Genomic DNA, 22,043 nt, shown 5'->3' on the forward strand with positions numbered 1-22,043 from the left:
GGAGACCTCGCGCGACTGCCGCCACGGTGGGGCGGCGAAAACTCGTGCGAATGTTCTGCCGGGGGATGTCAAGACGGCGGCAGCGGCTCCGACCAACCGGTCGAAGGCCCCGGCCGGGGCTCGCGAACCACAAGGAGGACACGATGAAGTTCCTGATCAGCCTGCACATCAATCCGGCCGTGCTGGACGCGCTGACCGACGAGGAGAAGGCGGCGATCGGCGACGGCCACGGCAGGTTCATCGAGGCGCTGAAGGAATCGGGCGAGCTGATCACCACGCAGGCGCTGGTCGACCCGTCACAGGCGGCTGTGGTGTCCGTACGCAACGGCCAGCCGGTGGTGACCGACGGCCCTTTCCTGGAGGCGAAGGAGTACCTGGGCGGCTTCTACCTGATCGACTGCGAGAACAAGGAGCGGGCGATCGAGCTGGCGGCGCAGATCCCGGACACCGCGATCCAGGGGCTGGGGGTGGAGGTGCGGCAGGTGATGTTCGCTGACGGACAATTGGAGGCATGACGACATCAGCCATCGAGGACCTGCTGCGTGAGCTCACGCCGCAGGTCCTCGGCGCGTTGGTACGCCGGCACGGCCAGTTCGAGGAGTGTGAGGACGCCGTGCAGGAGGCCGTCCTCGCCGCCACCGTGCAGTGGCCGTCCGAGGGACTGCCGGACAACCCGCGCGGCTGGCTGGTGACCGTCGCTTCCCGGCGGCTCATCGACCAGATGCGCAGCGACCATGCGCGCCGCGAGCGCGAGTCGGCCACGGCCACCGAGGTGAAGCCCGAAGACGTGCCGGACACCGACGACACGCTCGTCCTGCTGTTCCTGTGCTGCCATCCGACCCTGACCGCGGCCTCCCAGACCGCTCTGACGCTGCGAGCCGTCGGTGGCCTCACCACTGCTGAGATCGCCCGCGCGTTCCTGGTGCCGGAGGCCACGATGGCGGCCAGGATCAGCCGGGCCAAGCAGCGCATCAAGGCCGCCGGCAGCTCGTTCGGCCTGCCGGAGGGCCCGGAACGTGAGGAGCGGCTGCAGGTCGTCCTGCACGTGCTCTACCTGATCTTCAACGAGGGCTACACCGCCTCCTCGGGCAGCGAGTTGCACCGCTCCGACCTCGCGCACGAGGCGATCCGGCTGGCCAGGATGGTGCACGCGCAACTGCCCGAGGACGGCGAGGTGACCGGGCTGCTCGCGCTGATGCTGCTGACCGACGCTCGCCGGCAGGCACGTACGACGGCGGCCGGCGACCTGATACCGCTGGACGAGCAGGACCGTACGAAGTGGGACCGGGGTCTGATCGACGAGGGCATCGAGCTGGTCAAGGCGTCGCTGGCCGGCCCGGCGCTGGGGCCCTACCAGTTGCAGGCCGCCATCGCCGCCACGCACGCCGACGCGGCCACGGCCGAGGAGACCGACTGGCCGCAGGTGCACGCCCTCTACCTGATCCTCGAACGGATCGCGCCCAACCCGATGGTCACCCTCAACCGCGCGATCGCGCTCGCCGAGACCGAGGGCCCGTCGGCCGGCCTGGCCCTGCTGTCCACGTTGGACAGCGACGAGCGGATGGCCGGGCATCACCGGCTGCTGTCCGTACGGGCGCATCTGCTGGAGAAGACCGGCGACACGGCTGGGGCGTACGAGCACTACCGGCGCGCCGCGAAGTCCACGGCCAGCCTCGCCGAGCAGCGGTACCTGGAGTCCCGGGCCGGCCGGGTGAAACCCTAGATTTCGCATGCGCCTCAGGGCCGCCTGGCGACCAGCACCTCGCTCGCCAGCTCCTGCTCCCACCGGCCTGCCGGGTTGTCGGCGAGCAACGCCCGTCGCAGCGTCTCGACGAACGCGGGCAGACGGTCGCCCAGCCTGGCGGGCGAGCTGTAGGAATAGGAGAGCTGAAGCCCGACCAGTCCATCCACGTCCCAGACCAGCCGCCGGCTGAACACCTGGGACTCCACCCTGCTGAAGGGCGAGGCGGCCAGCACCTCGTGGTGGTGCTCGCCGGTCGCGTGGAAGGAGTTGGCGGCCGTGCGGATGTCGAGGCCGAACTCCTCGCACACCCGCCTCTCGACCGGCTGCCACGGTTGCGAGTCCGGCTGCCACGGCTCTCCCCGCTGCCTCGCCGGGCCGACCAGCGCCACCGCGCCGCCGGCCGGCAGCAGCTCGTCCAGCTCCGTCAGCACGGACATACGATCCATCCAGTGGAACGACCGACCCATCACCACCTGCTCGAACGGCGGCAACCCCCGCAGAACGGTCGAGTCGCCCCGCACCCAGGTGATGTTGGCGACACCCTTGGCCAGCCGCCTCCCTTCGGCGAGCATCTCCCGCGCCGGATCCACCGCGAGCACCGCCCTCACCCGCCGGGCCAGCGGGATCGCGATCGTCCCGGGACCACAGCCGAGATCCAGCACCCGCCCGTCCTCGCCGAACGTCTTCGCCAGGTGCTCCATCGCCGCCCGGCCGTAGCCCGGACGGTATCTCGCGTAGTACGGCGCAGCCCCGCCGAACAGATCCTCCACGGACGGGACACCTCTCAGCAGTTGACGGAGGCGGTGGTCCGGGGCCGGCCTGAGATGGGGTCCAAGGCCGACTGCTGAAGCCGGACCCGGTACGGTGCCGGTCCGTCGACGAAGCCGACCTCCTCGGTAGCGGTGAGTGAGGTGGCGATCAACCCCACGAACAGCGCGGCACTCGCACCCAGCCCGGCGAGGATGATGATCGTGGTCCGTACCCACCTCCACCGCAGCCCGAGGGCACCCAACGTCATCAACGCGCAGGCCAGCACGCCGAGCGCGAACGGATGGTTCAGGTGCTCCCTCAGGAGCACCAGGTCGGAGTCCTGGACGAGCACCAGAACTGCGAGGCAGCCCGTGAGGAGCGAGGCGGCCAGCAGCACGAGCGAGCGAGTAGGCATCGCGGATCCCATCGGTGAGGCGCCTCCGAGATCATGACAGCGCCGCGATGCCGTCGACCGCTCAGTGCACAGAATCTCGACAAAACCGCCTCCGACGTCACACCTAATGGCGACCAGCCAGACCGTGAGTCCGCGTTACCAGCACGTCACCGACGACATCCGGCAGACCGTGGCCAAGCAAGTCGGGAGTCTCATCTGGGAGGCGGGAAGGCCCGGAATAGCGAAAGGGGCCGACTTGGATGGGGTCGGCCCCTTCGCGTTTACTGCCTCAACCAGGCGCGGAGGATAGGGGATTTGAACCCCTGATAGGTTGCCCTATACACGCTTTCCAAGCGTGCGCCCTCGGCCACTAGGCGAATCCTCCGCCGACGAGCTTACCGGACTTCTGGGCGTGTGCAGACCACCTTTTCCGGTGTGGAGCGAGCACTGCGTCATCCGGCTAGACTGTCCAGGGACCCCTCGCGCGGCGTCATCCTGTGAACCTCCCCAGGGCCGGAAGGCAGCAAGGATAAGCGGGCTCTGGCGGGTGTGCGAGGGGTCTCTTCGTTGAGAGCCCCCTCGCAGGCGGGATGGTCGCATGAGCCTTGCGCTTTACCGCAAGTACCGGCCCGGGACGTTCGCCGAGGTCAAGGGTCAGGAGCACGTCACAGACCCGCTGCGGCAGGCGTTGCGTACGGGGCGGATCAACCACGCCTACCTGTTCAGCGGCCCTCGCGGGTGCGGCAAGACCTCCAGCGCGCGCATCCTGGCGCGCTCTCTCAACTGCCAGCAGGGGCCGACGCCCGACCCGTGCGGTGTCTGCGAGTCGTGTGTCGCGCTCGCCCCCACCGGTCCTGGCCACCTCGACGTCATCGAGATCGACGCCGCCTCGCACGGTGGCGTGGACGACGCGCGCGACCTGCGTGAGCGGGCGTTCTTCGCCCCCGTCTCCGCGCGCTACAAGATCTACATCATCGACGAGGCGCACATGGTGACCCGGGAGGGTTTCAACGCGCTGCTCAAGCTCGTCGAGGAGCCCCCGCCGCACCTGAAGTTCATCTTCGCGACGACCGAGCCGGAAAAGGTCATCGGCACGATCAAGTCGCGTACCCACCACTACCCGTTCAGGCTGATGCCGCCCGCGACGCTCCGCGCGCTGCTGGAGGAGATCCTCACCTCCGAGAGCGTGCCCTTCGAGCCCACCGCGCTGCCCCTCGTCGTACGGGCGGGCGCGGGCTCGGCGCGTGACTCGCTGTCGATCCTCGACCAGCTCCTCGCCGGGGCCGAGGAGGACGGCATCACCTATGCCAAGGCCGTCTCCCTGCTCGGCTACACCGACGGCGACCTGCTCGACGAGGTCGTCAACGCGTTCGCGGCGCGTGCCGGCGGGCAGGTGTTCCACGCGGTCAACCGGGTCATCGAGGGCGGCCACGACCCCCGCCGCTTCGCCTCCGACCTGCTCGAACGCTTCCGTGACCTGGTCATCCTGGCGAACGTCCCCGAGGCGGCGTCGAGCGGGCTGCTCGACCGGCCCGCCGATGAGTTGGAGCGCCTGGTTCAACAGGCCGCTTCGATGGGCCCGGCGGAGCTCACGCGCGCGGCCGAGGTCTTCAACGCCGGTCTCACCGAGATGCGCGGGGCCACCTCGCCTCGGCTGCTGCTGGAGCTGATGTGCGCGCGCGTCCTGCTTCCGGGGGCCGCGCAGGGTGAGGAGGCGTTGCTCGCCCGTATCGAGCGGCTGGAGCGTGGTGGGGCTGTTGCTCAGATGGCCGCCGCCAGGGTCGCCGCCCCACCCGTCCCTTCCGTGGCTTCTGTCCCGCCTGTCTCCGCCCCGCCCGTTTCCGGTCCAGCCGGTACGGCCGGTCCCGCTTCGGTGTCCATTCCTCGACCGGGTGTCTCGTCCGGGCAGGGTGGCGCGCCGGCCCCGGTGGGTGCTGGGAGCGTGGGTGAAGCGGCGGTGGGTGGCCAGGGTCCGGCTGCCGCCGGTTCCGGTGCGGCGGGAGGTGACGACTGGCCTGAGCCGGCTCGTCCCGGTTCGCCTTCCGTGACACAGGCGGCCCCAGCGGCAGGCGGCGCGCCCCAGACGGCCGGCGGCGGACAGCCCGGTGGCGGCGCTCCCACCGTGAGCGGGGCGGGGGCCCTGCAGGCGCAGTGGGCCGCCGTGCTGGCCTCGCTCAAGCAGCGCAGCATCGTCGTCTGGGCGAACGTGAGCACCAACGCCCAGGTCGTGGGTGTGGAAGGCAACGTCGTCACACTGGGCTTCACCCAGGTCGGCGCGATGAAGAACTTCACGGGCGGCGGCAAGGACGCCGTCGTGGCCGGTGCGCTCGGCGACGTGCTCGGCGGCACGTGGCGCGTCGAGGCGGTCGTCGGCGGCTCCCCGGCCCCCGGCGGTGGCTCCGCGTCCCGGGGCGCTCCCCGCCCGCCCGCGCCCGGCGGCCCGGCGGGCGGCCACGGCGCGGCGGGAGGTAACGGCCCAGCGGGAGGTCACGGCGCGGCGCCCGGCTCGGCCGGCCCGCACGCTGCCTCCTCCGGCTCGACCGGTCCGCACGCCGCCTCCGGCTCGGCCGGTCCGCCTTCCGCCCCCTCCGGCGTGCCTGGACCTGCCGGTGCCCAGGGTGGGGCGGGCGCCCAGCCGGGGGCTCACGTTTCCCAGGGGCGTACGGCCTCCCACGGCGGGTCCCACGAGGACGGGGACTCCCAGGAGGCCGGCCCAGGCCACCCCGCGGCCGGGTCCACCGGACGTCAGACCACGGACGAGTCCTGGCCCGACGCTCCTGACGACCTCAGCCCCGGCTCACCGCCGGCCCCCGACCCCACGAACACCGTCTCCGTCGTCGCGGTCGGCAGCGGGATGGCCGCCGCGAAGTCGGCGGCGCGGGCCGCGGCCCAGGCGGGTCCGCGCGTGCCGGCCGCCCGTGGCAGCGCCGCGGCCTGGCCGGAGAGCGTCCCCAGCCGCAACAAGGGCCCGGAGTCGGACGACGTCGACCCCCTGAACGACGTCGACGCCGACGTGGACGCGGTCTCCGGCATGGCTTTGCTGGAGCGCGAGCTCGGCGCCCGGGTGATCGGCGAGATCGATCACGCCTGAGACCACGCTGAAGGCCGCGCTGGAAGACCGCGCCTGAGGCAGCGCCTGAGCGTCAGGGGCAGAGCCGGGAGCGGGCGGCCGCGGAGCGGGGGTCGGTGGAGGGAAGGGCGGCCAGGCGCTCCAGGACCTCGTAGTCGTCCCGGCCGCTGCAGGTCTGCGCGTACGTCCACAGCTCGTCCGGCGACCCGTGCCGCAGCAGGCACACGCGTACCTGCGCCTCCAGCTCGTCCCGCTCGCGGCGGATCTCCGGCGACTCCGAGCGGAGCAGCAGCGGGCCCCGGTACGCGCGGGCCAGCGCGCGGGAGTCGTTGGCCGACAGGTGGCGGCGTACCTCCAGGAAGTCGGCCTCCAGCGGGCAGGTCAGCCGGTACGGCTTGGCCGCGATGGCCTCCCCGAGCTGGGCCCGCAGCCGGTGGATCTCCGCCCTGATGGTCACCGGGTTGCCGTCGTCGCCGTAGAGGTGGAACGAGAGCTGTTCGGCCGTCAGCCCGTGCGGATGCAATGCGAGCAGGGCCAGGATCTCGGCGTGCCGGAGCGAGAGCGGCCGGTCGAGCTCGCCGAACGTGGCCACCGGCTGCCCCTCGCCGAGGAAGGACAGGACGAGCGTGGGAGGCGCCGCGGACGGCGTGAGACGCAGGAGGAAGCCGTCGGAGAACGGCTCCAGCACGGCGGCGGAACCGTCCTGGAGTATCACCCGCCGGCCGGACAGGCGGATGCGCTCGCCCAGGGAGCCGGCCGGGTCGCCGGAGAGCACGCGGCCGGTGGCCGACAGCAGGACCCCGGGCCGCCCGCGCAGGGACTCGAAGCGGCGGCGCAGGCGCTCGTCGCGTTCGTGCATGCGCAGCGCGAGCTGGGTCTCGGTGAGCTTGGCCGTGGCCGCGACCAGCGCGACGGTCGCGGGGTGCAGGCTGCGCGAGGTGCCGCTGACGTCGACGCAGCCGACGATCTGGCCCGAGTCCGGGTCGGTGATCGGGGCGGCGCTGCACGACCAGATGTGCAGCACCCGCATGAGGTGCTCCTCCGAGTAGACGTGCACGGGCCGGCCCGCTTCGAGCGCGGTGCCGATGCCGTTGGTGCCGACCGTGCCCTCGGCCCACTGGTGCCCGTCGGCCAGACCGATCTGGTCTGCCCGGCGCATGATCGCGTGGTTGCCCTCGCGCCACAGCACCCGTCCGCCGCCGTCGGTGACGATCAGGACCTCGTCGGCCAGGCTGGACAGCGTCTGGGCGATGAGGGGCAGCAACGGCTGCAACGGGTGCGCCTGGCGGACGTCCTTGATGTGGGAAAGGTCGTAGACCAGGGGCGCGCTCTTGCCCTCCGGGTCGATCCCGGCCTCCAGCGACCGCTCCCAGGAGGCGGTGATCAGGCGGCGGGGCAGCTCCGGAGGCACACGGCCGGCCGCCGCCGCTTCGTGCGCTCCGCGTAGCAGGCGCGAGTACGCGTCGAGGTCTGCGTAACTCATCGGTCACTCCAAGTAGTCAACAAAGAGCATCCGCCCTGCGGGCGGTCCGCGCAAGCCCTAAGGGGGGGATTGCACAGGGTGATTGAATGAACGCAACGTGTGTGCAACGTCAGGGTCGCTAACTTCCTGTGGCAACGCGTCGGCGTGGTGCGGCCGCTCCGCCGACGTGGTGGCCGGGTCTCGGACGCTGGAGGGGGGCCGAGATCCGGCCAAAAAACATCCCAGGTAGGGCTGCACCAGTACAGGACGACGCCCAAACCCCGTAGGCTCGTGGCAGTCAAGAACCGGAGCCACGAGGAGCGCACGACGGTGAACCCAGGGGATGTCAACCTGCAGCAGCTGCTGGAGCAGGCCCAGCTCATGCAGCAGCAGCTTGTGAGCGCCCAGCAGGAGCTCAACGACGCGCAGATCGAGGGCTCATCGGGCGGTGGCCTTGTCACGGCCGTGGTCAACGGCTCAGGTGAGCTGCTGGAGCTCAGGATCGACCCGAGCGTGATCGACGCCGGGGACGCGCAGGACACCGCGGACACGATCGCCGACCTGGTGATCGCGGCCGTCCGCGACGCCGTCCGCGCCGCGGCCGATCTGCAGCAGGAGAAGCTCGGCCCGCTGGCCCAGGGGCTGGGTGGCGGCGGCCTCGGACAGTTGCCAGGGTTCTAGGCATGTACGAGGGGGTCGTCCAGAACCTGATCGACGAGCTGGGCCTGCTGCCCGGCGTCGGTCCCAAGAGCGCGCAGCGGATCGCGTTCCACCTGCTGGCGGCCGATCCGGCCGACGTCAAGCGGCTCGCGCACGCGCTGCTGGAGGTCAAGGAGAAGGTCCGTTTCTGCCGCGTCTGCGGAAACGTGGCCGCCGAAGAGGAGTGTCGGATCTGTCGTGACCCGCGCCGCGACACCCACGTGATATGTGTGGTGGAGGAGTCGAAGGACGTCGTCGCGATCGAGAAGACGCGCGAGTTCCGTGGCACGTACCACGTGCTCGGCGGCGCGATCAGCCCGATCGACGGCGTCGGCCCCGACGACCTGCGCATCCGCGAGCTCATGACACGTCTGGCGGATGGCCGGGTCACCGAGCTCATCCTCGCCACCGATCCCAACCTCGAGGGCGAGGCGACGGCTACCTACCTCGCCCGTCTGGTCAAGCCGATGGGCATCAAAGTGACACGACTGGCCAGCGGTCTGCCTGTGGGCGGTGACCTCGAGTACGCCGACGAGGTGACCTTGGGCCGCGCTTTCGAAGGACGGAGGCTGCTGGATGTCTGACCAGTGGAATGCGCTGGCCGAAGAGATCTCCGGGCACGCGCAGGACTACGTCGACGGCCTGACCAGGGTCGCCGGCGGCGAGGGCGGCGACGCCATCTGGTCGCTGCTGCTGGTGGAGGTCGCGCAGGTCAGCCTGGCCGGCGCCAAGCTCGGGGCCAACCGCGACGTGATCCTCGCGGGCAACTACGAGCCGGCCATGAGCGAGGACCCCGACATCGACGGCGTCCGCACCGCGCTGGCCGAGCGGCTGCGGCCGGTCGACGACTACGCCGAGGTGTTCGACCCGTACAAGGACACCGGTGTCACGCCCTACCGGCTCTCGGACGACCTGACCGCGGTCGCCGCCGATCTCATCCACGGCCTGCGCCACTACCACGCGGGGCGGCCCCACGAGGCGCTCTGGTGGTGGCAGTACTCCTACTTCAACACCTGGGGCAACCACGCGGGCGCCGCGATGCGTGCCCTCCAGGCCCTGGCCGCGCACTCGCGTCTGGACGTCGCCGAGGAGACGACCGTCTGATCGTCCAGATAGTGGTACAGCTCATCGGGTTCATGAGAAGCCCCCAGTAGACTGGCAGCTCACAGTCCAAACCGGGAGACTCTCGTGGCGCTCGTTGTGCAAAAGTACGGTGGTTCGTCCGTCGCCGACGCGTCCTGCATCAAGCGGGTCGCGCAGCGGATCGTCGCGACGAAAAAAGCCGGCAACGACGTGGTCGTGATCGTCTCCGCCATGGGCGACACGACGGACGAGCTGCTCGACCTGGCCGAGCAGGTTTCGCCGCTGCCCCCGGGCCGCGAGCTCGACATGCTGCTGACCTCGGGCGAGCGCATCTCGATGGCCCTGCTGGCGATGGCGATCGCCAACCTCGGCCACGAGGCCCGTTCGTTCACCGGCTCGCAGGCAGGTGTGATCACCAATTCCATCCACGGCAAGGCGCGCATCATCGACGTGACGCCCAGCCGCATCCGTGAGGCGATCGACCTGGGCAACATCGCGATCGTGGCCGGCTTCCAGGGCGTCTCGCAGGACACCAAGGACATCACCACGCTGGGCCGCGGCGGGTCCGACACCACGGCGGTGGCGCTGGCGGCGGCTCTGCAGGCCGACGTGTGCGAGATCTACACCGACGTCGACGGCGTGTTCACCGCCGACCCCCGCATCGTGCCGGCGGCGCGGCAGATCCCCAGGATCTCGTACGACGAGATGATGGAGATGGCCGCGTGCGGCTCGAAGATCCTGCATCTGCGCTGCGTCGAATACGCTCGCCGGTTCGACCTGCCGATTCACGTACGCAGCTCGTTCAGCACCAAGGAAGGCACCTGGGTCGTCTCCGACCCTTACACCGAAGGAACCGAGATGGAGCAGCCGATCATCTCCGGCGTCGCACACGACCGGAGCGAGGCCAAGATCACAGTTGTCGGGGTCCCCGACAAGGTCGGAGAGGCTGCCTCGATCTTCAAAACGCTGGCCGACGCCGAGATCAACATCGACATGATCGTGCAGAACGTCTCGGCCGCGGCCACGGGCCGCACGGACATCTCCTTCACGCTGCCGACGACCGACGCCCAGACGGCGCTGGCGTCGCTGAAGAAGATCCAGGGTCAGATCGGTTACGAGTCGCTGCTCTTCGACGACCAGATCGGGAAGGTGTCGCTGATCGGCGCGGGCATGCGCTCGCACCCCGGCGTCACGGCGACGTTCTTCGCGGCCCTCGCCGACGCGGGGGTCAACATCGAGATGATCTCCACCTCGGAGATCCGCATCTCGGTGGTCGTCGAGCAGGACGGTGTCGACACGGCCGTGCAGGCCGCCCACCGCGCGTTCTCGCTCGATGCCGACCAGGTCGAAGCCACGGTGTACGGAGGTAGTGGACGATGAGCAGGCCCAGTCTCGCCCTGATCGGGGCCACCGGCGCCGTGGGCACCGTCATGCGCGACATCGTGTCGTCGCGTGAGGACATCTGGGGCGAGATCCGTCTCGTCGCCTCGCCTCGTTCGGCGGGCAAGGTGCTCCAGGTGCGCGGCGAGGAAGTCGTGGTGCAGGCCCTCGCGCCCGAGGTGTTCGACGGCATCGACATCGCGATCTTCGACGTGCCGGACGAGGTGTCGGCGGTATGGGTGCCGATCGCGGCCGAGCGCGGCGCGATCGTGATCGACAAGTCGGGGACGTTCCGGATGGAGCCGGACGTGCCGCTGGTCGTGCCCGAGGTCAACCCGCTCGACGCCCGCAACCGGCCGCGCAACATCATCTCGACCCCCAACTGCACGACGCTGTCGATGATGGCGGCCATGGGGGCGCTGCACGCCGAGTTCACGCTCACGGAGCTGGTCGTCGCCTCCTACCAGGCGGTGTCGGGCGCCGGCGTGGCGGGTTCGGCGCGGCTCTACGACGAGGTCGAGGCGCTGGCGGGCGACCGTACGGTGGGCCAGGCGGCCGGTGACGTACGCAAGGTGCTGGCCAACAAGCTGCCCGACGACTCGCCGTTCCCCGCGCCCATCGCGTTCAACGTGGTGCCGTGGGCCGGCTCCTACAAGGACGGCGGCTGGGCCTCCGAGGAGCTCAAGCTCCGCAACGAGTCCCGCAAGATCCTCGGCATCCCCGACCTCAAGGTCTCCTCGACCTGCGTGCGCGTGCCGGTGATCACGACTCACTCGCTGGCCGTGCACGCGCGGTTCGAGCGTGAGATCACGGTCGCCGACGCGCACCGTGTCCTGGAGGCGGCGCCGACGGTGGTCCTCATGGACGACCCGGCCAACGGGGTCTACCCGACGCCTCTCGACGTGGTGGGCAACGACCCGACCTACGTGGGCCGCATCCGTCAGGCGATCGACTTCCCCAACACGCTCGACCTGTTCGTGTGCGGTGACAACCTGCGCAAGGGCGCGGCGCTCAACGCGGCGGAGATCGCCGAGCTGGTCGCGGGCGAGCTGTAACCTCATCCGGATGGTGTGACGCCGTGCATTTCGCACGGCGTCCGCCGTCCGGTGCTGTCCAGGTGGTGTGACGCCGTGCGCTCCCCGCACGGCGTACCCTCACCCGGGCTCTGTCACCGGAAGAGGATGTCCCAGTGGTCGCTCTCGTCGGCGAAGACGGTGCCTGAGCCGGAACGGTAGAGCCGGGCGCCGTCGCTGCGCACGCCGGCCTTCGCGTGGTAACGCGTGATGTGCCGGTCGATGCAGGTGTTGTGAGAGATGTCGAGCTTGTAGCCGTTGCCGTGGCTGTACTGCCCAGAAGCGTGGCCCGCTTCCGTGCCACCCGTCACCATGATCGGGCACCCGCTCTCGCGCTTCAGCTCGATCATCCGGGCGATGGTCCCGGTCCGCACCGAGTCGAGCGACGTGCAGTGGTGCACGTGCTTGCTGGAGCAGTTGCCGGTCGACTTCATCCGCACGCCCCCGCTCCTCAGCCAACCGGTGGCCAGGCCGTGGGACATGTGCATGGCCCCGAAGCGCGGCAGGACACGCGTCAGATCGACTTCAGAGCGCCTGAGCGCCGCGCGCGGCCGTACCCGGGGCATCCGGGCCACTCTGGTGCGTACGCGGCTCTTGGCGGATCTGGTGGCCGGAGATCGCGGTGCCATCGCCGGCGGGTCGATGACCGTCAGCTGCGCGGGCCCGTGCATGCGGGGCGGCGTCCAGTCGTCGGGCGGTCCCTCCTGTTCGTCGGCCGAGTCGTTGAAGGGCCAGCCCGGCGTGGCGGTGATGTCCTCACCGGCCGCCATGAGCCGATCGAACGCCCAGGTCCGGCCCGGGTCCGACCCGGCCTCCTGCTCCGAGCCCTCGGACTCGGCCGATTTTTGGCTGTCCGGCGCAGCCGACCCTTCGGGGTGGGTGGCGGCTGAAGCGGCCGAGGCCAGCGCGATTATGGTTATCTCAATGCCGAGGAGTGCGACTACTGCGAGGCGCACTGTTCCACGTATCCACATGTCGATGCCTTTTCGCGGAAATAGCCCTTCCGCCTGAAACGACAATCCCACCTTTCGCAGGAGATAACTCATGCCGCAGGTGCAACTTTGCCTTGTGGCGGTGATCACCGTGCGGCTACATGACCTTGGACTGCAAAACCTGCTAGGTTGGACTGCTGCTATGGCCCTGACCAGACACAACAGAGGGACAGCAGCCTGATGAGCGGGTTTTCTGCCCGACGCCCGATCACGACGTAAAGTGACGAACGTGTCCGAAGCCCGAAACCGAGGATCGGAGAGCACCCGAGACGTCATCGTCGAGACGGCATTGCGGTTGTTCAGGGAGCGCGGTTTCGACGCGACCACGATGCGTGCCATCGCCGCCGAGGCCGGGGTGTCCGTGGGCAACGCCTACTACTACTTCGAGAGCAAGGAGGCGTTGATCCAGGCGTACTACGACCGCGCCCAGGCCGAGCACGAGGCGGCCTGCAGGGAGTTCCTGGCCACCGAGACGTCGTTCGCGGCCAGGCTGAGCGGGGTGCTACGCGAGTGGGTACGCGTCTCCGAGCCTTACCACGAGTTCGCCGTGAAGTTCTTCAAGCACGCGGCCGAGCCCACCAACCCGCTGAGCCCGTTCAGCAAGCAGTCGTCCCCGGCCCGTGAGGCCTCCATCGAGATCTACCGCCAGGTCGTCGAGGGGTCGCGGGACCGCATGAACGCCGAGCTGCGTGAGGAGCTGCCCGAGCTGCTCTGGCTGCTGTCCATGGGCATGGTGCTGTTCTGGGTGCACGACACCTCGCCGGGCTGCGCGCGTACGTACCGGCTGATCGAGGTGACGGTGCCGCTGGTGGACCGGCTGGTCGGGCTGTCGCATCTGCCCGGGTTGAGGGGGATCACGAAGGACTTCATCGCGGCGGTCCACGAGTTGCGGGCCTAGGACGCCATACCGGTCGGTTGGTAGGGTGGAGCGGCCGCTGCGGACGCGCTTGGAGGCCGTGAATGAGTCGCAACTGGGGCATGACCATCCCCTTCTACGATCGCCCGCTGTCGAAATCGCAGGAGCTGATCGCGGAGCTGCCCGAGCTGGGCTACACCGACGCGTGGTCCGCCGAGGTCAACGGGGCCGACGGGTTCGTGCCGCTGGCGATGGCCGCGCAGTGGGCGCCGGGGATCAGGCTGGGCAGCGCCATCGTGCCCGTCTCGACGCGCGGCCCGGGGCTGCTGGCCATGTCCGCGGCCACGCTGGCCGACCTGGCGCCTGAGCGCTTCGTGCTGGGCATCGGCGCCTCGTCGCCGGTGATCGTCGAGCGGTGGAACGCGGGGCGGTTCGACAAGCCCTACGCGCGCACGCGCGACACGCTGCGCTTCCTGAAGAAGGCGCTGGCCGGGGAGAAGGTCTCGGAGACGTACGAGACGTTCGAGATCAAGGGGTTCAAGCTGGAGCGGGCCCCCGAGCTCCCGCCGAAGATCGTGCTGGCCGCGCTGCGGCCCAGGATGCTCCACCTGGCCGCGGCGGAGGCCGACGGCGCGATCACCAACTGGCTCTCGCCCGACGACGTGCGCAAGGTGCGCGCCGAGATCGGCGAGGGCACCGAGCTGATCGCCCGCCTGTTCGTCTGCGTCAGCGAGGACGTCGACCGCGTGCGCGAGATGGCCAGGTGGATGCTGGCCACCTACCTGACCGTCCCGGTGTACGCCGCCTTCCACGACTGGCTGGGCCGGGGCGAGGTGCTGCGGCCCATGCACGAGGCGTGGCAGGCCGGCGACCGCCAGGCGGCGCTCAAGGCGATCCCCGACGAGGTGGTCGACGCCCTGATCGTGCACGGCGACGCGGCCACCTGCCGGGCCAGGATCCAGGAGTACGTGGACAACGGCCTCGACACCCCTGTCCTCGCGCCCGTCCCGGGCGGTGAGATCTCCATAGAGCAGGCCGTGCGCGAGCTGGCCCCCAAGAGATAGCTCCCCGAGCGTAGGAGGGTGCATGGACGACGTACTCAGGCTGGACGCGGTCGGTCAGGCGCAGGCGGTCAGGGACGGGCAGGTGACGGCGAGGGAGCTGGCCGAGGCCGCCATCGCTCGCATCGAGGTCCACGACGGCGAGCTGAACGCGGTCATCCACCGCCGGTTCGAGCGGGCGCTGGCGGAGATCGACTCCATCCCCAAGGAAGCGCCCTTCCGGGGCGTGCCGATCCTGCTGAAGGACCTCGGGTGGCGCGAGTCGGACGAGCCGTACAGCGGGGGCTCGAACGTACGCGACGGCGTCGAGCCCGGCGTCGACGGCTACGGCGTGGTGAGCCTGCGCGAGGCCGGGTTCGTCCTGCTCGGGCGGACGAACACCCCGGAGTTCGGCAGCACGATCACCACTGAGTCGGTGGCGTTCGGGCCCACGCGCAACCCGTACGACCCGGCGTACTCGGCGGGCGGCTCCAGCGGGGGGTCCGCGGCGGCGGTGGCGGCCGGGATGGTGGCGCTGGCCACCGCCAGCGACGGCGGCGGCTCGATCCGCATCCCCGCGTCCCTGTGCGGCCTGGTGGGGCTCAAGCCGACGCGCGGGCGCGTGAGCCTGGGTCCGGTCATGGGGGAGGGGTGGAGCGGGTTCTCGTGCCCGGGATTCGTCACCAGGACCGTGCGCGACACGGCGGCGGCCCTCGACGTCGTGTCCGGCCTGCGGCCCGGTGACCCGTACGACGCCCCCGCGCTGCCCGGTCCGCTGGCCGACGAGGTCGGCAGGGAGCCGGGGCGGCTGCGGGTGGGGTTCGTCACGAGGCATCCCAACGGGTCCGTGCCCGAGGTGCCCGCGTTGACGGAGGCCGTGACCAGGGCCGCCGTGCTGCTGGAGTCGCTCGGTCACGACGTCGTGCCCGGCGGCCCAGGGGCGCTCGCCGAGCCCGGCTTCGCCCAGCACTTCGGCGCCATCGTGGCCGACAACCTCGCCGCGCACGTGGAGAGCCTGGGCGAGCTGCGCGGCGCGCCCGTGCGGCCGGAGGAGCTGGAGCCGCGCAACGCCGCCATGCTCGGCGCGGCGCGCACGCACAGCGCGGCCGACCACATCCTGGCCACCCAGTGGATCGACGGCTACCGCCGCCGCATGGCCGCCTGGTGGAGCGCGGGCCACGACCTGCTGCTGATGCCCTCGCTGGGCGTCGCGCCGTTCCCGCTGGGCTGGATCCCGCCGGAGGACCTCAGCGTCGCGTTCGGCCGCACGGCGCATGCCGTGGCCTACACCTCGCCGATCAACGCGACCGGCCAGCCCGCCATCTCGCTGCCGCTGCACACGAACGCGGCCGGCCTGCCTGTGGGCGTGCAGCTCGTGGCGGCGGCCGGGAGGGAGGACCTGCTCGTCCGGGTGGCCGCGCAGATCGAGCGGGCCAGACCGTTCGAGCACGCGGCGCTGCGCTGACCCCTTCTGGGAGCAGGCCAGGAACTCGTGGCGGTTCCGACGCGTTATGTCGTGAGAAGCCGGGGGTAGGGGGTTCCTCATGATGGCGAAGGCAGCACGGGCAGCGGCGGCCTGGCGGACTTACCGCGACGTGACCAAGCCGGGGTCGCCCGGCCTGATGACCAGGGTCCGGGCGATCCCGCGGATGGTCGGCGCGGTCATGCGCGGACAGTACGCGGGCATGGGCAAGAGCAAGCTCGCCATGCTCGGACTCGGCGTGGTCTACATCCTGTCACCCGTCGACGTGGTGCCCGACTTCCTGGTGATGGTCGGCGTGGTCGACGACTTCGGCGTGTTCCTGTGGCTCGCCGCGACGCTGCTCGGCGAGAGCGGCCGCTACGTCGAGCACGAGCGCAACGTCATCCAGGCCAGGCTGGTCGAGGAAGAGGGTTAGATCTCCTCCATCCGCAGCCAGGCGCGCGAGGGCAGCGGGTGGCCGAAGAGGCGGGCGGCGTTGCCGTAGGCGACCCTGGCGATGTCGGCGGGCGGGAGCGTTCCGAGATTGCGCGCCACGGACTTCTGCGTGTCGGGCCAGGTCGAGTCGGAGTGCGGGTAGCCGCTCTCCTGCAGCACGTGGTCGAGCCCGACCGCGAGCCGCACGCCGGACAGCGCGTGGTCATCGAGCGTGCCGAAGAAGAAGTTGCGGCGCAGCACCTCGCTGGGCTTGAGCCCGCCCTCCCACGACGCCTCGCTCGCGACCGGGTGGTCGAGGGCGTAGTCGGCGCGCTCGGCCAGCATGGGCAGCCAGCCCACGCCGCCCTCGACGATGAGGAGGCGCAGCGAGGGGAAGCGCAGCGGCACGCCCGACCAGAGCCAGTCGGCGCAGGCGAACATCGCGCTGGTCGGCATCAGCGTGGTGATGGCCTCGATGGGCGTGTCGGGCGAGGGCACCGGGGACCACGACGAGTCGCCCGTGTGCAGGGCGACCACCGTGCCGGTCTCCTCGCAGGCGGCGAAGAACGGGTCCCAGTGGCCGGAGTGGATCGACGGCAGCCGCAGCCGGGTCGGGAACTCGGGGAAGACCACGGCCTTGAAGCCGCGGGCGGCGTTGGCGCGGATCTCCTTGGCGGCCACGTCGGGATCGGGCAACCACGGGAGCTGCAGGCCGATGATGCGCTCGGGGTAGGTGCCGGCCCAGACGTCGATGTGCCAGTCGTTCCACGCCTTGACCAGGGCCAGACCGAGCTCCTGGTCGCGGGTCCTGGCGAACGGCATGCCGGACTGCCCGGCCAGCATGCCGGGGAAGCACAGCGCGGCCCAGATGCCCGCCAGGTCCATGTCCTCGACGCGGGCCTCGATGTCGTGGCAGCCGGGGCGCATGTTCTCGAACCTGATGGGGTCGAGCGTGCGCTGCTCGCGGGGCAGCCCGGCGCCCACGTCGATGCCGGCGCACGGGTATGTCGCCCCGCCGTAGCGCCAGACCTGGTGGCCCGCCTCCGTATCCACGACCTTGGGCGCGACATCGGCATATTTCTCCGGCAGCCGCCCTTCGAACAGGTCGGGAGGCTCGATCAGGTGATCGTCGGCGGAGATGATCACGTAGTCGCGCCGCCTCGGGTCAGGGTCGGGGAGCAGCGGCGTAGTCACGCAGGTAACCGTACGACGGCGGGATAACGTCGAACAAGCTGCGACGTATCCGTTGGGTATCCGAGATCTTCGACCCGGGACCGCCGGGAGGGGGGCCGACGGGCGGTCCCAGGCCAGGGATGGGCCGCTCACCTGGACGCAGCAGGTGGGACCCGGCCTGCCACTACCCCTCGGAGTCCGGTTCAGTCAGCAGGTGGCCGCGTAATTCGGAAATGGTGGCCGGGGAAATGTTCAGGACTTTTGTGACATACGTCTCGATCGAGCCGTGCCGCGCCTTGAGGTCGTCGATGAACAGGCGCATGGCCTCCGCGGGCGCCAGGCCGAACCCCGCCCACATGGCCGCGTCGGGGTGCCTGGCGCGCCAACTACCGATGAAGTGCTCGGTGGCCAGCCCGGTGAGCGCGTAGTCCGCCACGATGTCGTCCTCGCCCACGCCCGCCAGCGACAGGACGAGCGCGGCGAGCACTCCGGTACGGTCCTTGCCGGCCGCGCAGTGGATCACCACGGGGGCGTTGTCGGCCCGTGCGATCGTCTCCAGGGCGGTCCTGAGGTTGTCGACGCCGTCCTCGGTCAGCTCCAGGTAGCGGTCGGCGAAGAATCTCGGGATCCCGCTCTCCTCCTTGTAGGTCGTGATGTCCCAGCGGCGGCCCTCGATGGGCAGGTTGTGGTAGCTCTGCCCCTCGGCGTCCGGGACGCGGCCCACCTTCTCGATCTCGGACGCGTGCCGCAGGTCGATGACCGTACGCACGCGTAGTTCTCGGAAGATCCTGAGATCGTCTCCGGCCAGCCAGCCGAGCGCGTCGGCCCGGTAGAGCCGCTGCCATTGGACTGTGCGCCCGTCATGGGTCGCATATCCACCTACGTCGCGGAAGTTGAAGATGTTGGCGAACTCAATGTGGCGGATCACGCTCAACACCTTAATTGGCGGCGGTGACGGACTCCTTGGACGAATCGCCGGCCTTCCGCTCGGCCACCTCGCGGCGGATCAGCAGGACCCAGCCGGCCAGGGCGATGCCGATGAACAGCCACCACTGGACTCCGTAGGCCAGGTTGAGTCCGCCTCCCGCGCCCACGTCAGGCTCGGGCACCGGGGCCGGCGCCGTGGCCGGCGGGGGAGTCTGCTCGGTCAGCTCCACGTAGCCGCCCACCAGCCGGTACGGCAGCCCCTTGCCGATCTTGTCGGCGTTGATCAGCAGGACCTGCCCGGCCGGCAGCCCGGCGCGCTCCCGGATGCCGCTGGAGTCCTCGGTCTCGCTGAGCCGTAGCCGCCCGGTGACATTTACCTGTCCTGTGGGCGGAGCGGGCACCTCGGGCGTGGCGTCGGCGGTGGCGCCTGCCTTGACCCAGCCCCTGTTGACGATCACCGCCGTGCCGTTGCCGGTGACGAGGGGCGTCAGGACGTAGAAGCCGTTCTGGCCCTCCTGGGGTCGCCTGCGTACGAGGAGGGCGTGGGACGGGTCGTACGTGCCCGAGACCGTGACCTTCCTGTACCGGTCGTCCGCGCGGACCTGCCGCCCCGGGACCGCCAGCCGCTCCAGCGGCACCGGCGCGGCCTCGATGTTGGCCGTGACCCGCTCGCTGTTGGCCGAGCGCTCCTCGAAGCGCCCGAACTGCCACCGCCCGAGGAACACGAAGGCGGGGATGACCAGCAGCACCACCACGTGGAGCGCGAGCCATCGGGGCGTCAGCAGGAACCGGTACACGCTTCAAGGGTAGGCACCGGAGGGGGTGCCCCCTCACGCGCCTAGGCGCTTCTGAGCTGGGCCCCCGACCCGGGCACCGCGGTCACCTCGCGCGGCCCGCTCACCTCGTGGCCGTCCGCGCACCGGAAATGCTGCTCGATGGGGGCCCCGCAGTCGCGGTGGGTCAGCAGCACCGCCGGCCCGTCCTCGTCCGCCAGGTATTTGTCACCCCAGTGCATGAGCGCGACCAGGAGGGGATAGAGGTCGCGGCCCTTGTCCGTGAGCCGGTATTCGTCGCGCTGCCGCTGGCCGGGCTCGCGGTAGGGCTCCTTGCGCAGCAGGCCCTCGTCGACCAGCCGGGCGAGCCGGGCGCTGAGCACCTGGCGGGGGGCGCCGGTGATCGCCTGCATGTCGGCGAACCTCCGCACGCCGTTGAACGCCTCGCGCAGCACCAGGAAGGTCCACTTCTCCCCGACGATGTCCAGGGTGCGCTCGATCGAGCAGTTGTCCACCCGGAAGGGAACGTTCATTCCCACATTATATCTGAGTTCATTTGACAGACTCAGCGCTCGCGGGCAGGCTGAGTCTATGCAGGGAACCCAGATCCGCCCCGCGCGCCCGGACGACGAGGAACGGATCAGACGCTTCCTGGCGGGGCTGTCGCTCCACACGCAGACGCTGCGCTTCTTCACCGGCGTCAGCACCCCCGCCGCGGGGCTGGTGCGCACGCTGCTCGCGCTGGACGAGCGCCGCGACGCGCTCGTCGCGATCACCGAGGGCGGCGAGATCGTCGGCCACGCCATGAGCTTCAGGGGCGGCTGCGCCGACGTGGAGGTCGCCGTGGTCGTGGCCGACCAGTGGCAGGGCCGGGGGATCGGGCCCAGGTTGATCGACGTGCTGCTGCTCAGGGCCTCCGTACGGGGTGCGCGGACCGTGGGCATGGACGTGCTGGGGGAGAACCGGCGCGTCCTGAGACTCGTCCGCAGGCTCTGGCCGGACGCCGAGATGAAGGTGACTTCCGGATCGGTGGAGGTGACCGCTATGATCGATCCACTCGGCCTATTTGCGGAACAAGGTTCTGTTGGCACACCATTGACAGCGTGAAGAGTGCCAAGAACGGACGCGACGGCCGTACCCGCATCATCGAGGGTGCCCTCCGCCGCTTCAGTCAGGACGGGGTCTCGGCCACCACGCTGGCCAGCCTCCGCGAGGAGAGCGGCGTCAGCGTCGGCAGCTTCTACCACCACTTCGCCAGCAAAGAGCATGTCTTCGGCGTGCTGTACGCGGAGATCCTGACCGCCTACCAGGCCGCCTTCCTCGCCGAGCTGGTCAGCCACGAGGAGGCCCGCGACGGCATCGAGGCCGTCGTGGCCCTCCACATGCGGTGGGCCGGCGAGCACCCGGAGAGGGCCAGGCTGCTGGTCAGCGAGCGACCGCCGCGCAAGCACGAGCCGGGCGGCGCGGAGGTGGCCGAGGCCCGGCGCGGGTTCTTCCGCCAGGTCTCCGACTGGTGGCGGCCGCACATGAAGAACGGCCTGCTCCAGACCGTCCACCCGACCATGTGCTACGTGCTGTGGCTGGGGCCCGCGCAGGAGATGTGCCGCCTGTGGTTCGCGGGCGCCCACACGCCCACGGAAGAGGAGATCAAGGGGCTGGGCGCCGCCGCGTGGCAGAGCCTCCGCCAGCAATGACAGGCCCCCGCAAGGGGCCTGACCAGCGCGGGGAGCGATGATCCGGGCACCGTCTGTGGTGTTATTGTCCACTTGTGACTCGACCTCGGGCGCTGGCACTGCCCGCTATGCCGGAGAGCGCGCTCGCCCGCTTGGGCGAGGTAGCCGACCTGGCCGAGGTTCCCGCGCGTCCCAGCCTCGGCTTCACCGACGAGCAGCTCGCCGACCTGGTCATCGAGACCGGCGCGACCGTGCTCATCACCGACGGCGACCAGGTTCGCACGTCGGTGCTCGCCCTGCCCCTCGACGTGGTGGCCGTCATGGGCCCGACCACCAGCGTGGACCTGGCGCTGGCCGCCGAGTACGGGGTGACCGTCCTGCACGCCGCCGACCGCGACCCCGAGTCGGTGGCCGAGCTCACGCTCGCGCTGATGTTCGCCGTCAGCCGGAACATCGTGGCCGCGGACCGGGAGGTGCGCCAGGGGCGCGTCGGCAAGGTGCCGCCCGCCCAGCGCCACCGCGGCAGGCGGCTGAGCGGCAGGACGCTCGGCGTCGTGGGCCTGGGCCGCGTCGGCAGGGCCGTGCGCTGGCGCTGCGAGGGCCTGGGGATGCGAGTGATCATCTGCGATCCGTTCGTCCCCGAGGCCACCCACACGCTGCCCGCCCTGCTGGCGGAGGCGGACGTGGTGTCGCTGCACGTGCCGCTGACCGGGGAGACGCGGGGCTTTTTCGCCTACCCCGAGTTCGGCGCGATGCGGCCGGGCTCCATCTATCTCAACACCTCGCGCGGCGCGCTGCACGACCTGACGGCGCTGGTCGACGCGCTGCGCCAGGGCCAGGTGGGCGGCGCGGGGCTCGACCACTTCGAGGGCGAGTGGCTCGATCCGGCCCACCCCCTGACGCGCCTGCCGAACGTGGTGCTGACACCCCGCCTGGGCGGGGCCACGGGGGAGAGCCGGGAGGAGCTGGCCGGGATGCTGGTGGAGGACATCGCCCGGCTGCTGCGCGGCGAGCGGCCCGCCCACGCCTGCGTGCCCGCCCTGCCGTTCGCCTGATC

The 22,043-nt window shown here is 70.5% G+C and carries 23 protein-coding genes, 1 tRNA gene and 1 other RNA gene; 16 read left to right on the forward strand and 9 right to left on the reverse strand.

What is annotated here, in order from left to right:
• Nucleotides 1-143: 143 nt before the first annotated feature.
• Nucleotides 144-515 carry a YciI family protein gene (locus ACWDRB_RS24160; protein ID WP_449897041.1) on the forward strand — a complete coding sequence of 124 codons (372 nt, stop codon included), beginning with the start codon at nt 144-146 and terminating at the stop codon, nt 513-515.
• Nucleotides 512-1,723 carry an RNA polymerase sigma factor gene (locus ACWDRB_RS24165; protein ID WP_449897043.1) on the forward strand — a complete coding sequence of 404 codons (1,212 nt, stop codon included), beginning with the start codon at nt 512-514 and terminating at the stop codon, nt 1,721-1,723. Before ACWDRB_RS24160 ends, ACWDRB_RS24165 begins: the two co-directional genes overlap by 4 nt.
• A 14-nt stretch (nt 1,724-1,737) precedes the next feature.
• Here the strand turns inward: ACWDRB_RS24165 and ACWDRB_RS24170 are convergent, their stop codons facing one another.
• The 3 genes from ACWDRB_RS24170 to ACWDRB_RS24180 all read right to left on the reverse strand — a co-directional run bounded on the left by ACWDRB_RS24170 (nt 1,738) and on the right by ACWDRB_RS24180 (nt 3,273).
• A complete protein-coding gene (locus ACWDRB_RS24170; RefSeq protein WP_449897045.1) occupies nt 1,738-2,514 on the reverse strand; it encodes a class I SAM-dependent methyltransferase in 777 nt (258 codons plus the stop codon).
• A gap of 14 nt (nt 2,515-2,528) precedes the next feature.
• The gene (locus ACWDRB_RS24175; RefSeq protein WP_449897047.1) at nt 2,529-2,909 is read right to left on the reverse strand and encodes a hypothetical protein; all 381 of its coding nucleotides are present in this window, start codon (nt 2,907-2,909) and stop codon (nt 2,529-2,531) included.
• A 279-nt stretch (nt 2,910-3,188) separates the two neighbouring features.
• A tRNA-Ser gene (locus tag ACWDRB_RS24180) sits at nt 3,189-3,273 on the reverse strand.
• A gap of 86 nt (nt 3,274-3,359) precedes the next feature.
• On the opposite strand from ACWDRB_RS24180, the gene ffs reads away from it, so the two are divergent.
• Nucleotides 3,360-3,455, forward strand: an RNA gene (gene ffs / locus ACWDRB_RS24185) — signal recognition particle sRNA small type.
• Between the two features lie 31 nt (nt 3,456-3,486).
• Entirely contained in the window at nt 3,487-5,979 is a 2,493-nt protein-coding gene (locus ACWDRB_RS24190) for a DNA polymerase III subunit gamma and tau (protein ID WP_449897049.1), read from the forward strand.
• Nucleotides 5,980-6,031: 52 nt separating this feature from the next.
• Here the strand turns inward: ACWDRB_RS24190 and ACWDRB_RS24195 are convergent, their stop codons facing one another.
• Nucleotides 6,032-7,441, reverse strand: coding sequence for a GAF domain-containing protein (locus tag ACWDRB_RS24195; RefSeq protein WP_449897051.1), 1,410 nt, complete (start codon nt 7,439-7,441; stop codon nt 6,032-6,034).
• 309 nt (nt 7,442-7,750) lie between these two features.
• On the opposite strand from ACWDRB_RS24195, the gene ACWDRB_RS24200 reads away from it, so the two are divergent.
• From ACWDRB_RS24200 to ACWDRB_RS24220, 5 genes are all read left to right on the forward strand, one after another.
• A complete protein-coding gene (locus tag ACWDRB_RS24200; RefSeq protein ID WP_350724084.1) occupies nt 7,751-8,101 on the forward strand; it encodes a YbaB/EbfC family nucleoid-associated protein in 351 nt (116 codons plus the stop codon).
• Between the two features lie 2 nt (nt 8,102-8,103).
• On the forward strand, nt 8,104-8,703 hold the full coding sequence (gene recR, locus ACWDRB_RS24205; RefSeq protein WP_449897054.1) for a recombination mediator RecR: 600 nt from the start codon (nt 8,104-8,106) through the stop codon (nt 8,701-8,703).
• Nucleotides 8,696-9,223, forward strand: coding sequence for a DUF5063 domain-containing protein (locus tag ACWDRB_RS24210; RefSeq protein ID WP_350724082.1), 528 nt, complete (start codon nt 8,696-8,698; stop codon nt 9,221-9,223). The genes recR and ACWDRB_RS24210 overlap by 8 nt, the downstream gene beginning before the upstream one ends.
• Before the next feature lie 84 nt (nt 9,224-9,307).
• Entirely contained in the window at nt 9,308-10,582 is a 1,275-nt protein-coding gene (locus ACWDRB_RS24215) for an aspartate kinase (RefSeq protein WP_449897057.1), read from the forward strand.
• Nucleotides 10,579-11,637: an aspartate-semialdehyde dehydrogenase gene (locus ACWDRB_RS24220; RefSeq protein WP_449897059.1), complete on the forward strand. Its 1,059-nt coding sequence runs from the start codon at nt 10,579-10,581 to the stop codon at nt 11,635-11,637. Before ACWDRB_RS24215 ends, ACWDRB_RS24220 begins: the two co-directional genes overlap by 4 nt.
• A gap of 113 nt (nt 11,638-11,750) precedes the next feature.
• Here ACWDRB_RS24220 and ACWDRB_RS24225 read toward each other — a convergent pair whose 3' ends face one another.
• Nucleotides 11,751-12,425 carry a hypothetical protein gene (locus ACWDRB_RS24225; protein ID WP_449897061.1) on the reverse strand — a complete coding sequence of 225 codons (675 nt, stop codon included), beginning with the start codon at nt 12,423-12,425 and terminating at the stop codon, nt 11,751-11,753.
• A 451-nt stretch (nt 12,426-12,876) separates the two neighbouring features.
• Here ACWDRB_RS24225 and ACWDRB_RS24230 point away from each other — a divergent pair, with 451 nt between their 5' ends.
• The 4 genes from ACWDRB_RS24230 to ACWDRB_RS24245 all read left to right on the forward strand — a co-directional run bounded on the left by ACWDRB_RS24230 (nt 12,877) and on the right by ACWDRB_RS24245 (nt 16,441).
• Nucleotides 12,877-13,545, forward strand: coding sequence for a TetR family transcriptional regulator (locus tag ACWDRB_RS24230; protein ID WP_449897063.1), 669 nt, complete (start codon nt 12,877-12,879; stop codon nt 13,543-13,545).
• A gap of 62 nt (nt 13,546-13,607) precedes the next feature.
• Nucleotides 13,608-14,567, forward strand: a complete 960-nt coding sequence (locus ACWDRB_RS24235) for an LLM class F420-dependent oxidoreductase (RefSeq protein WP_449897065.1) — start codon at nt 13,608-13,610, stop codon at nt 14,565-14,567.
• Between the two features lie 22 nt (nt 14,568-14,589).
• The gene (locus tag ACWDRB_RS24240) at nt 14,590-16,008 is read left to right on the forward strand and encodes an amidase (RefSeq protein WP_449897067.1); all 1,419 of its coding nucleotides are present in this window, start codon (nt 14,590-14,592) and stop codon (nt 16,006-16,008) included.
• A 79-nt stretch (nt 16,009-16,087) separates the two neighbouring features.
• Complete coding sequence (locus ACWDRB_RS24245; RefSeq protein WP_350724070.1) at nt 16,088-16,441, forward strand: YkvA family protein; 354 nt, start codon at nt 16,088-16,090, stop codon at nt 16,439-16,441.
• Here ACWDRB_RS24245 and ACWDRB_RS24250 read toward each other — a convergent pair.
• The 4 genes from ACWDRB_RS24250 to ACWDRB_RS24265 all read right to left on the reverse strand — a co-directional run bounded on the left by ACWDRB_RS24250 (nt 16,438) and on the right by ACWDRB_RS24265 (nt 19,846).
• Complete coding sequence (locus tag ACWDRB_RS24250; RefSeq protein WP_350724068.1) at nt 16,438-17,634, reverse strand: amidohydrolase family protein; 1,197 nt, start codon at nt 17,632-17,634, stop codon at nt 16,438-16,440. The genes ACWDRB_RS24245 and ACWDRB_RS24250 overlap by 4 nt on opposite strands.
• Nucleotides 17,635-17,797: 163 nt before the next feature.
• Complete coding sequence (locus ACWDRB_RS24255; RefSeq protein ID WP_449897070.1) at nt 17,798-18,541, reverse strand: tyrosine-protein phosphatase; 744 nt, start codon at nt 18,539-18,541, stop codon at nt 17,798-17,800.
• A gap of 10 nt (nt 18,542-18,551) precedes the next feature.
• A complete protein-coding gene (locus tag ACWDRB_RS24260; RefSeq protein WP_449897072.1) occupies nt 18,552-19,337 on the reverse strand; it encodes an SURF1 family cytochrome oxidase biogenesis protein in 786 nt (261 codons plus the stop codon).
• Nucleotides 19,338-19,378: 41 nt separating this feature from the next.
• Nucleotides 19,379-19,846, reverse strand: a complete 468-nt coding sequence (locus ACWDRB_RS24265) for a winged helix-turn-helix transcriptional regulator (RefSeq protein ID WP_350724063.1) — start codon at nt 19,844-19,846, stop codon at nt 19,379-19,381.
• Between the two features lie 58 nt (nt 19,847-19,904).
• Between ACWDRB_RS24265 and ACWDRB_RS24270 the strand changes: the two genes are divergently transcribed.
• The 3 genes from ACWDRB_RS24270 (at nt 19,905) to ACWDRB_RS24280 (ending at nt 22,041) form a co-directional block, all read left to right on the forward strand.
• On the forward strand, nt 19,905-20,420 hold the full coding sequence (locus ACWDRB_RS24270; RefSeq protein ID WP_449897074.1) for an N-acetyltransferase family protein: 516 nt from the start codon (nt 19,905-19,907) through the stop codon (nt 20,418-20,420).
• Nucleotides 20,417-21,007 (forward strand): TetR/AcrR family transcriptional regulator, encoded by a 591-nt coding sequence (locus ACWDRB_RS24275; protein WP_449897076.1) that lies wholly within the window; start codon nt 20,417-20,419, stop codon nt 21,005-21,007. Before ACWDRB_RS24270 ends, ACWDRB_RS24275 begins: the two co-directional genes overlap by 4 nt.
• 74 nt (nt 21,008-21,081) lie before the next feature.
• On the forward strand, nt 21,082-22,041 hold the full coding sequence (locus tag ACWDRB_RS24280; RefSeq protein WP_449897078.1) for an NAD(P)-dependent oxidoreductase: 960 nt from the start codon (nt 21,082-21,084) through the stop codon (nt 22,039-22,041).
• Nucleotides 22,042-22,043 lie beyond the last annotated feature (2 nt).

This window comes from Nonomuraea sp. NPDC003707, assembly GCF_053587055.1.

Coding starts and splice junctions, on each gene's coding strand:
- ACWDRB_RS24160 (WP_449897041.1), top strand. CDS start 144: ATGAAGTTCCTGATCAGCCTGCACATCAATCCGGCCGTGCTGGACGCG.
- ACWDRB_RS24190 (WP_449897049.1), top strand. CDS start 3,487: ATGAGCCTTGCGCTTTACCGCAAGTACCGGCCCGGGACGTTCGCCGAG.
- ACWDRB_RS24210 (WP_350724082.1), top strand. CDS start 8,696: ATGTCTGACCAGTGGAATGCGCTGGCCGAAGAGATCTCCGGGCACGCG.
- ACWDRB_RS24235 (WP_449897065.1), top strand. CDS start 13,608: ATGAGTCGCAACTGGGGCATGACCATCCCCTTCTACGATCGCCCGCTG.
- ACWDRB_RS24245 (WP_350724070.1), top strand. CDS start 16,088: ATGATGGCGAAGGCAGCACGGGCAGCGGCGGCCTGGCGGACTTACCGC.
- ACWDRB_RS24225 (WP_449897061.1), bottom strand. CDS start 12,425: ATGGCGGCCGGTGAGGACATCACCGCCACGCCGGGCTGGCCCTTCAAC.
- ACWDRB_RS24175 (WP_449897047.1), bottom strand. CDS start 2,909: ATGCCTACTCGCTCGCTCGTGCTGCTGGCCGCCTCGCTCCTCACGGGC.
- ACWDRB_RS24265 (WP_350724063.1), bottom strand. CDS start 19,846: ATGAACGTTCCCTTCCGGGTGGACAACTGCTCGATCGAGCGCACCCTG.
- ACWDRB_RS24220 (WP_449897059.1), top strand. CDS start 10,579: ATGAGCAGGCCCAGTCTCGCCCTGATCGGGGCCACCGGCGCCGTGGGC.
- ACWDRB_RS24270 (WP_449897074.1), top strand. CDS start 19,905: ATGCAGGGAACCCAGATCCGCCCCGCGCGCCCGGACGACGAGGAACGG.
- recR (WP_449897054.1), top strand. CDS start 8,104: ATGTACGAGGGGGTCGTCCAGAACCTGATCGACGAGCTGGGCCTGCTG.
- ACWDRB_RS24240 (WP_449897067.1), top strand. CDS start 14,590: ATGGACGACGTACTCAGGCTGGACGCGGTCGGTCAGGCGCAGGCGGTC.
- ACWDRB_RS24165 (WP_449897043.1), top strand. CDS start 512: ATGACGACATCAGCCATCGAGGACCTGCTGCGTGAGCTCACGCCGCAG.
- ACWDRB_RS24195 (WP_449897051.1), bottom strand. CDS start 7,441: ATGAGTTACGCAGACCTCGACGCGTACTCGCGCCTGCTACGCGGAGCG.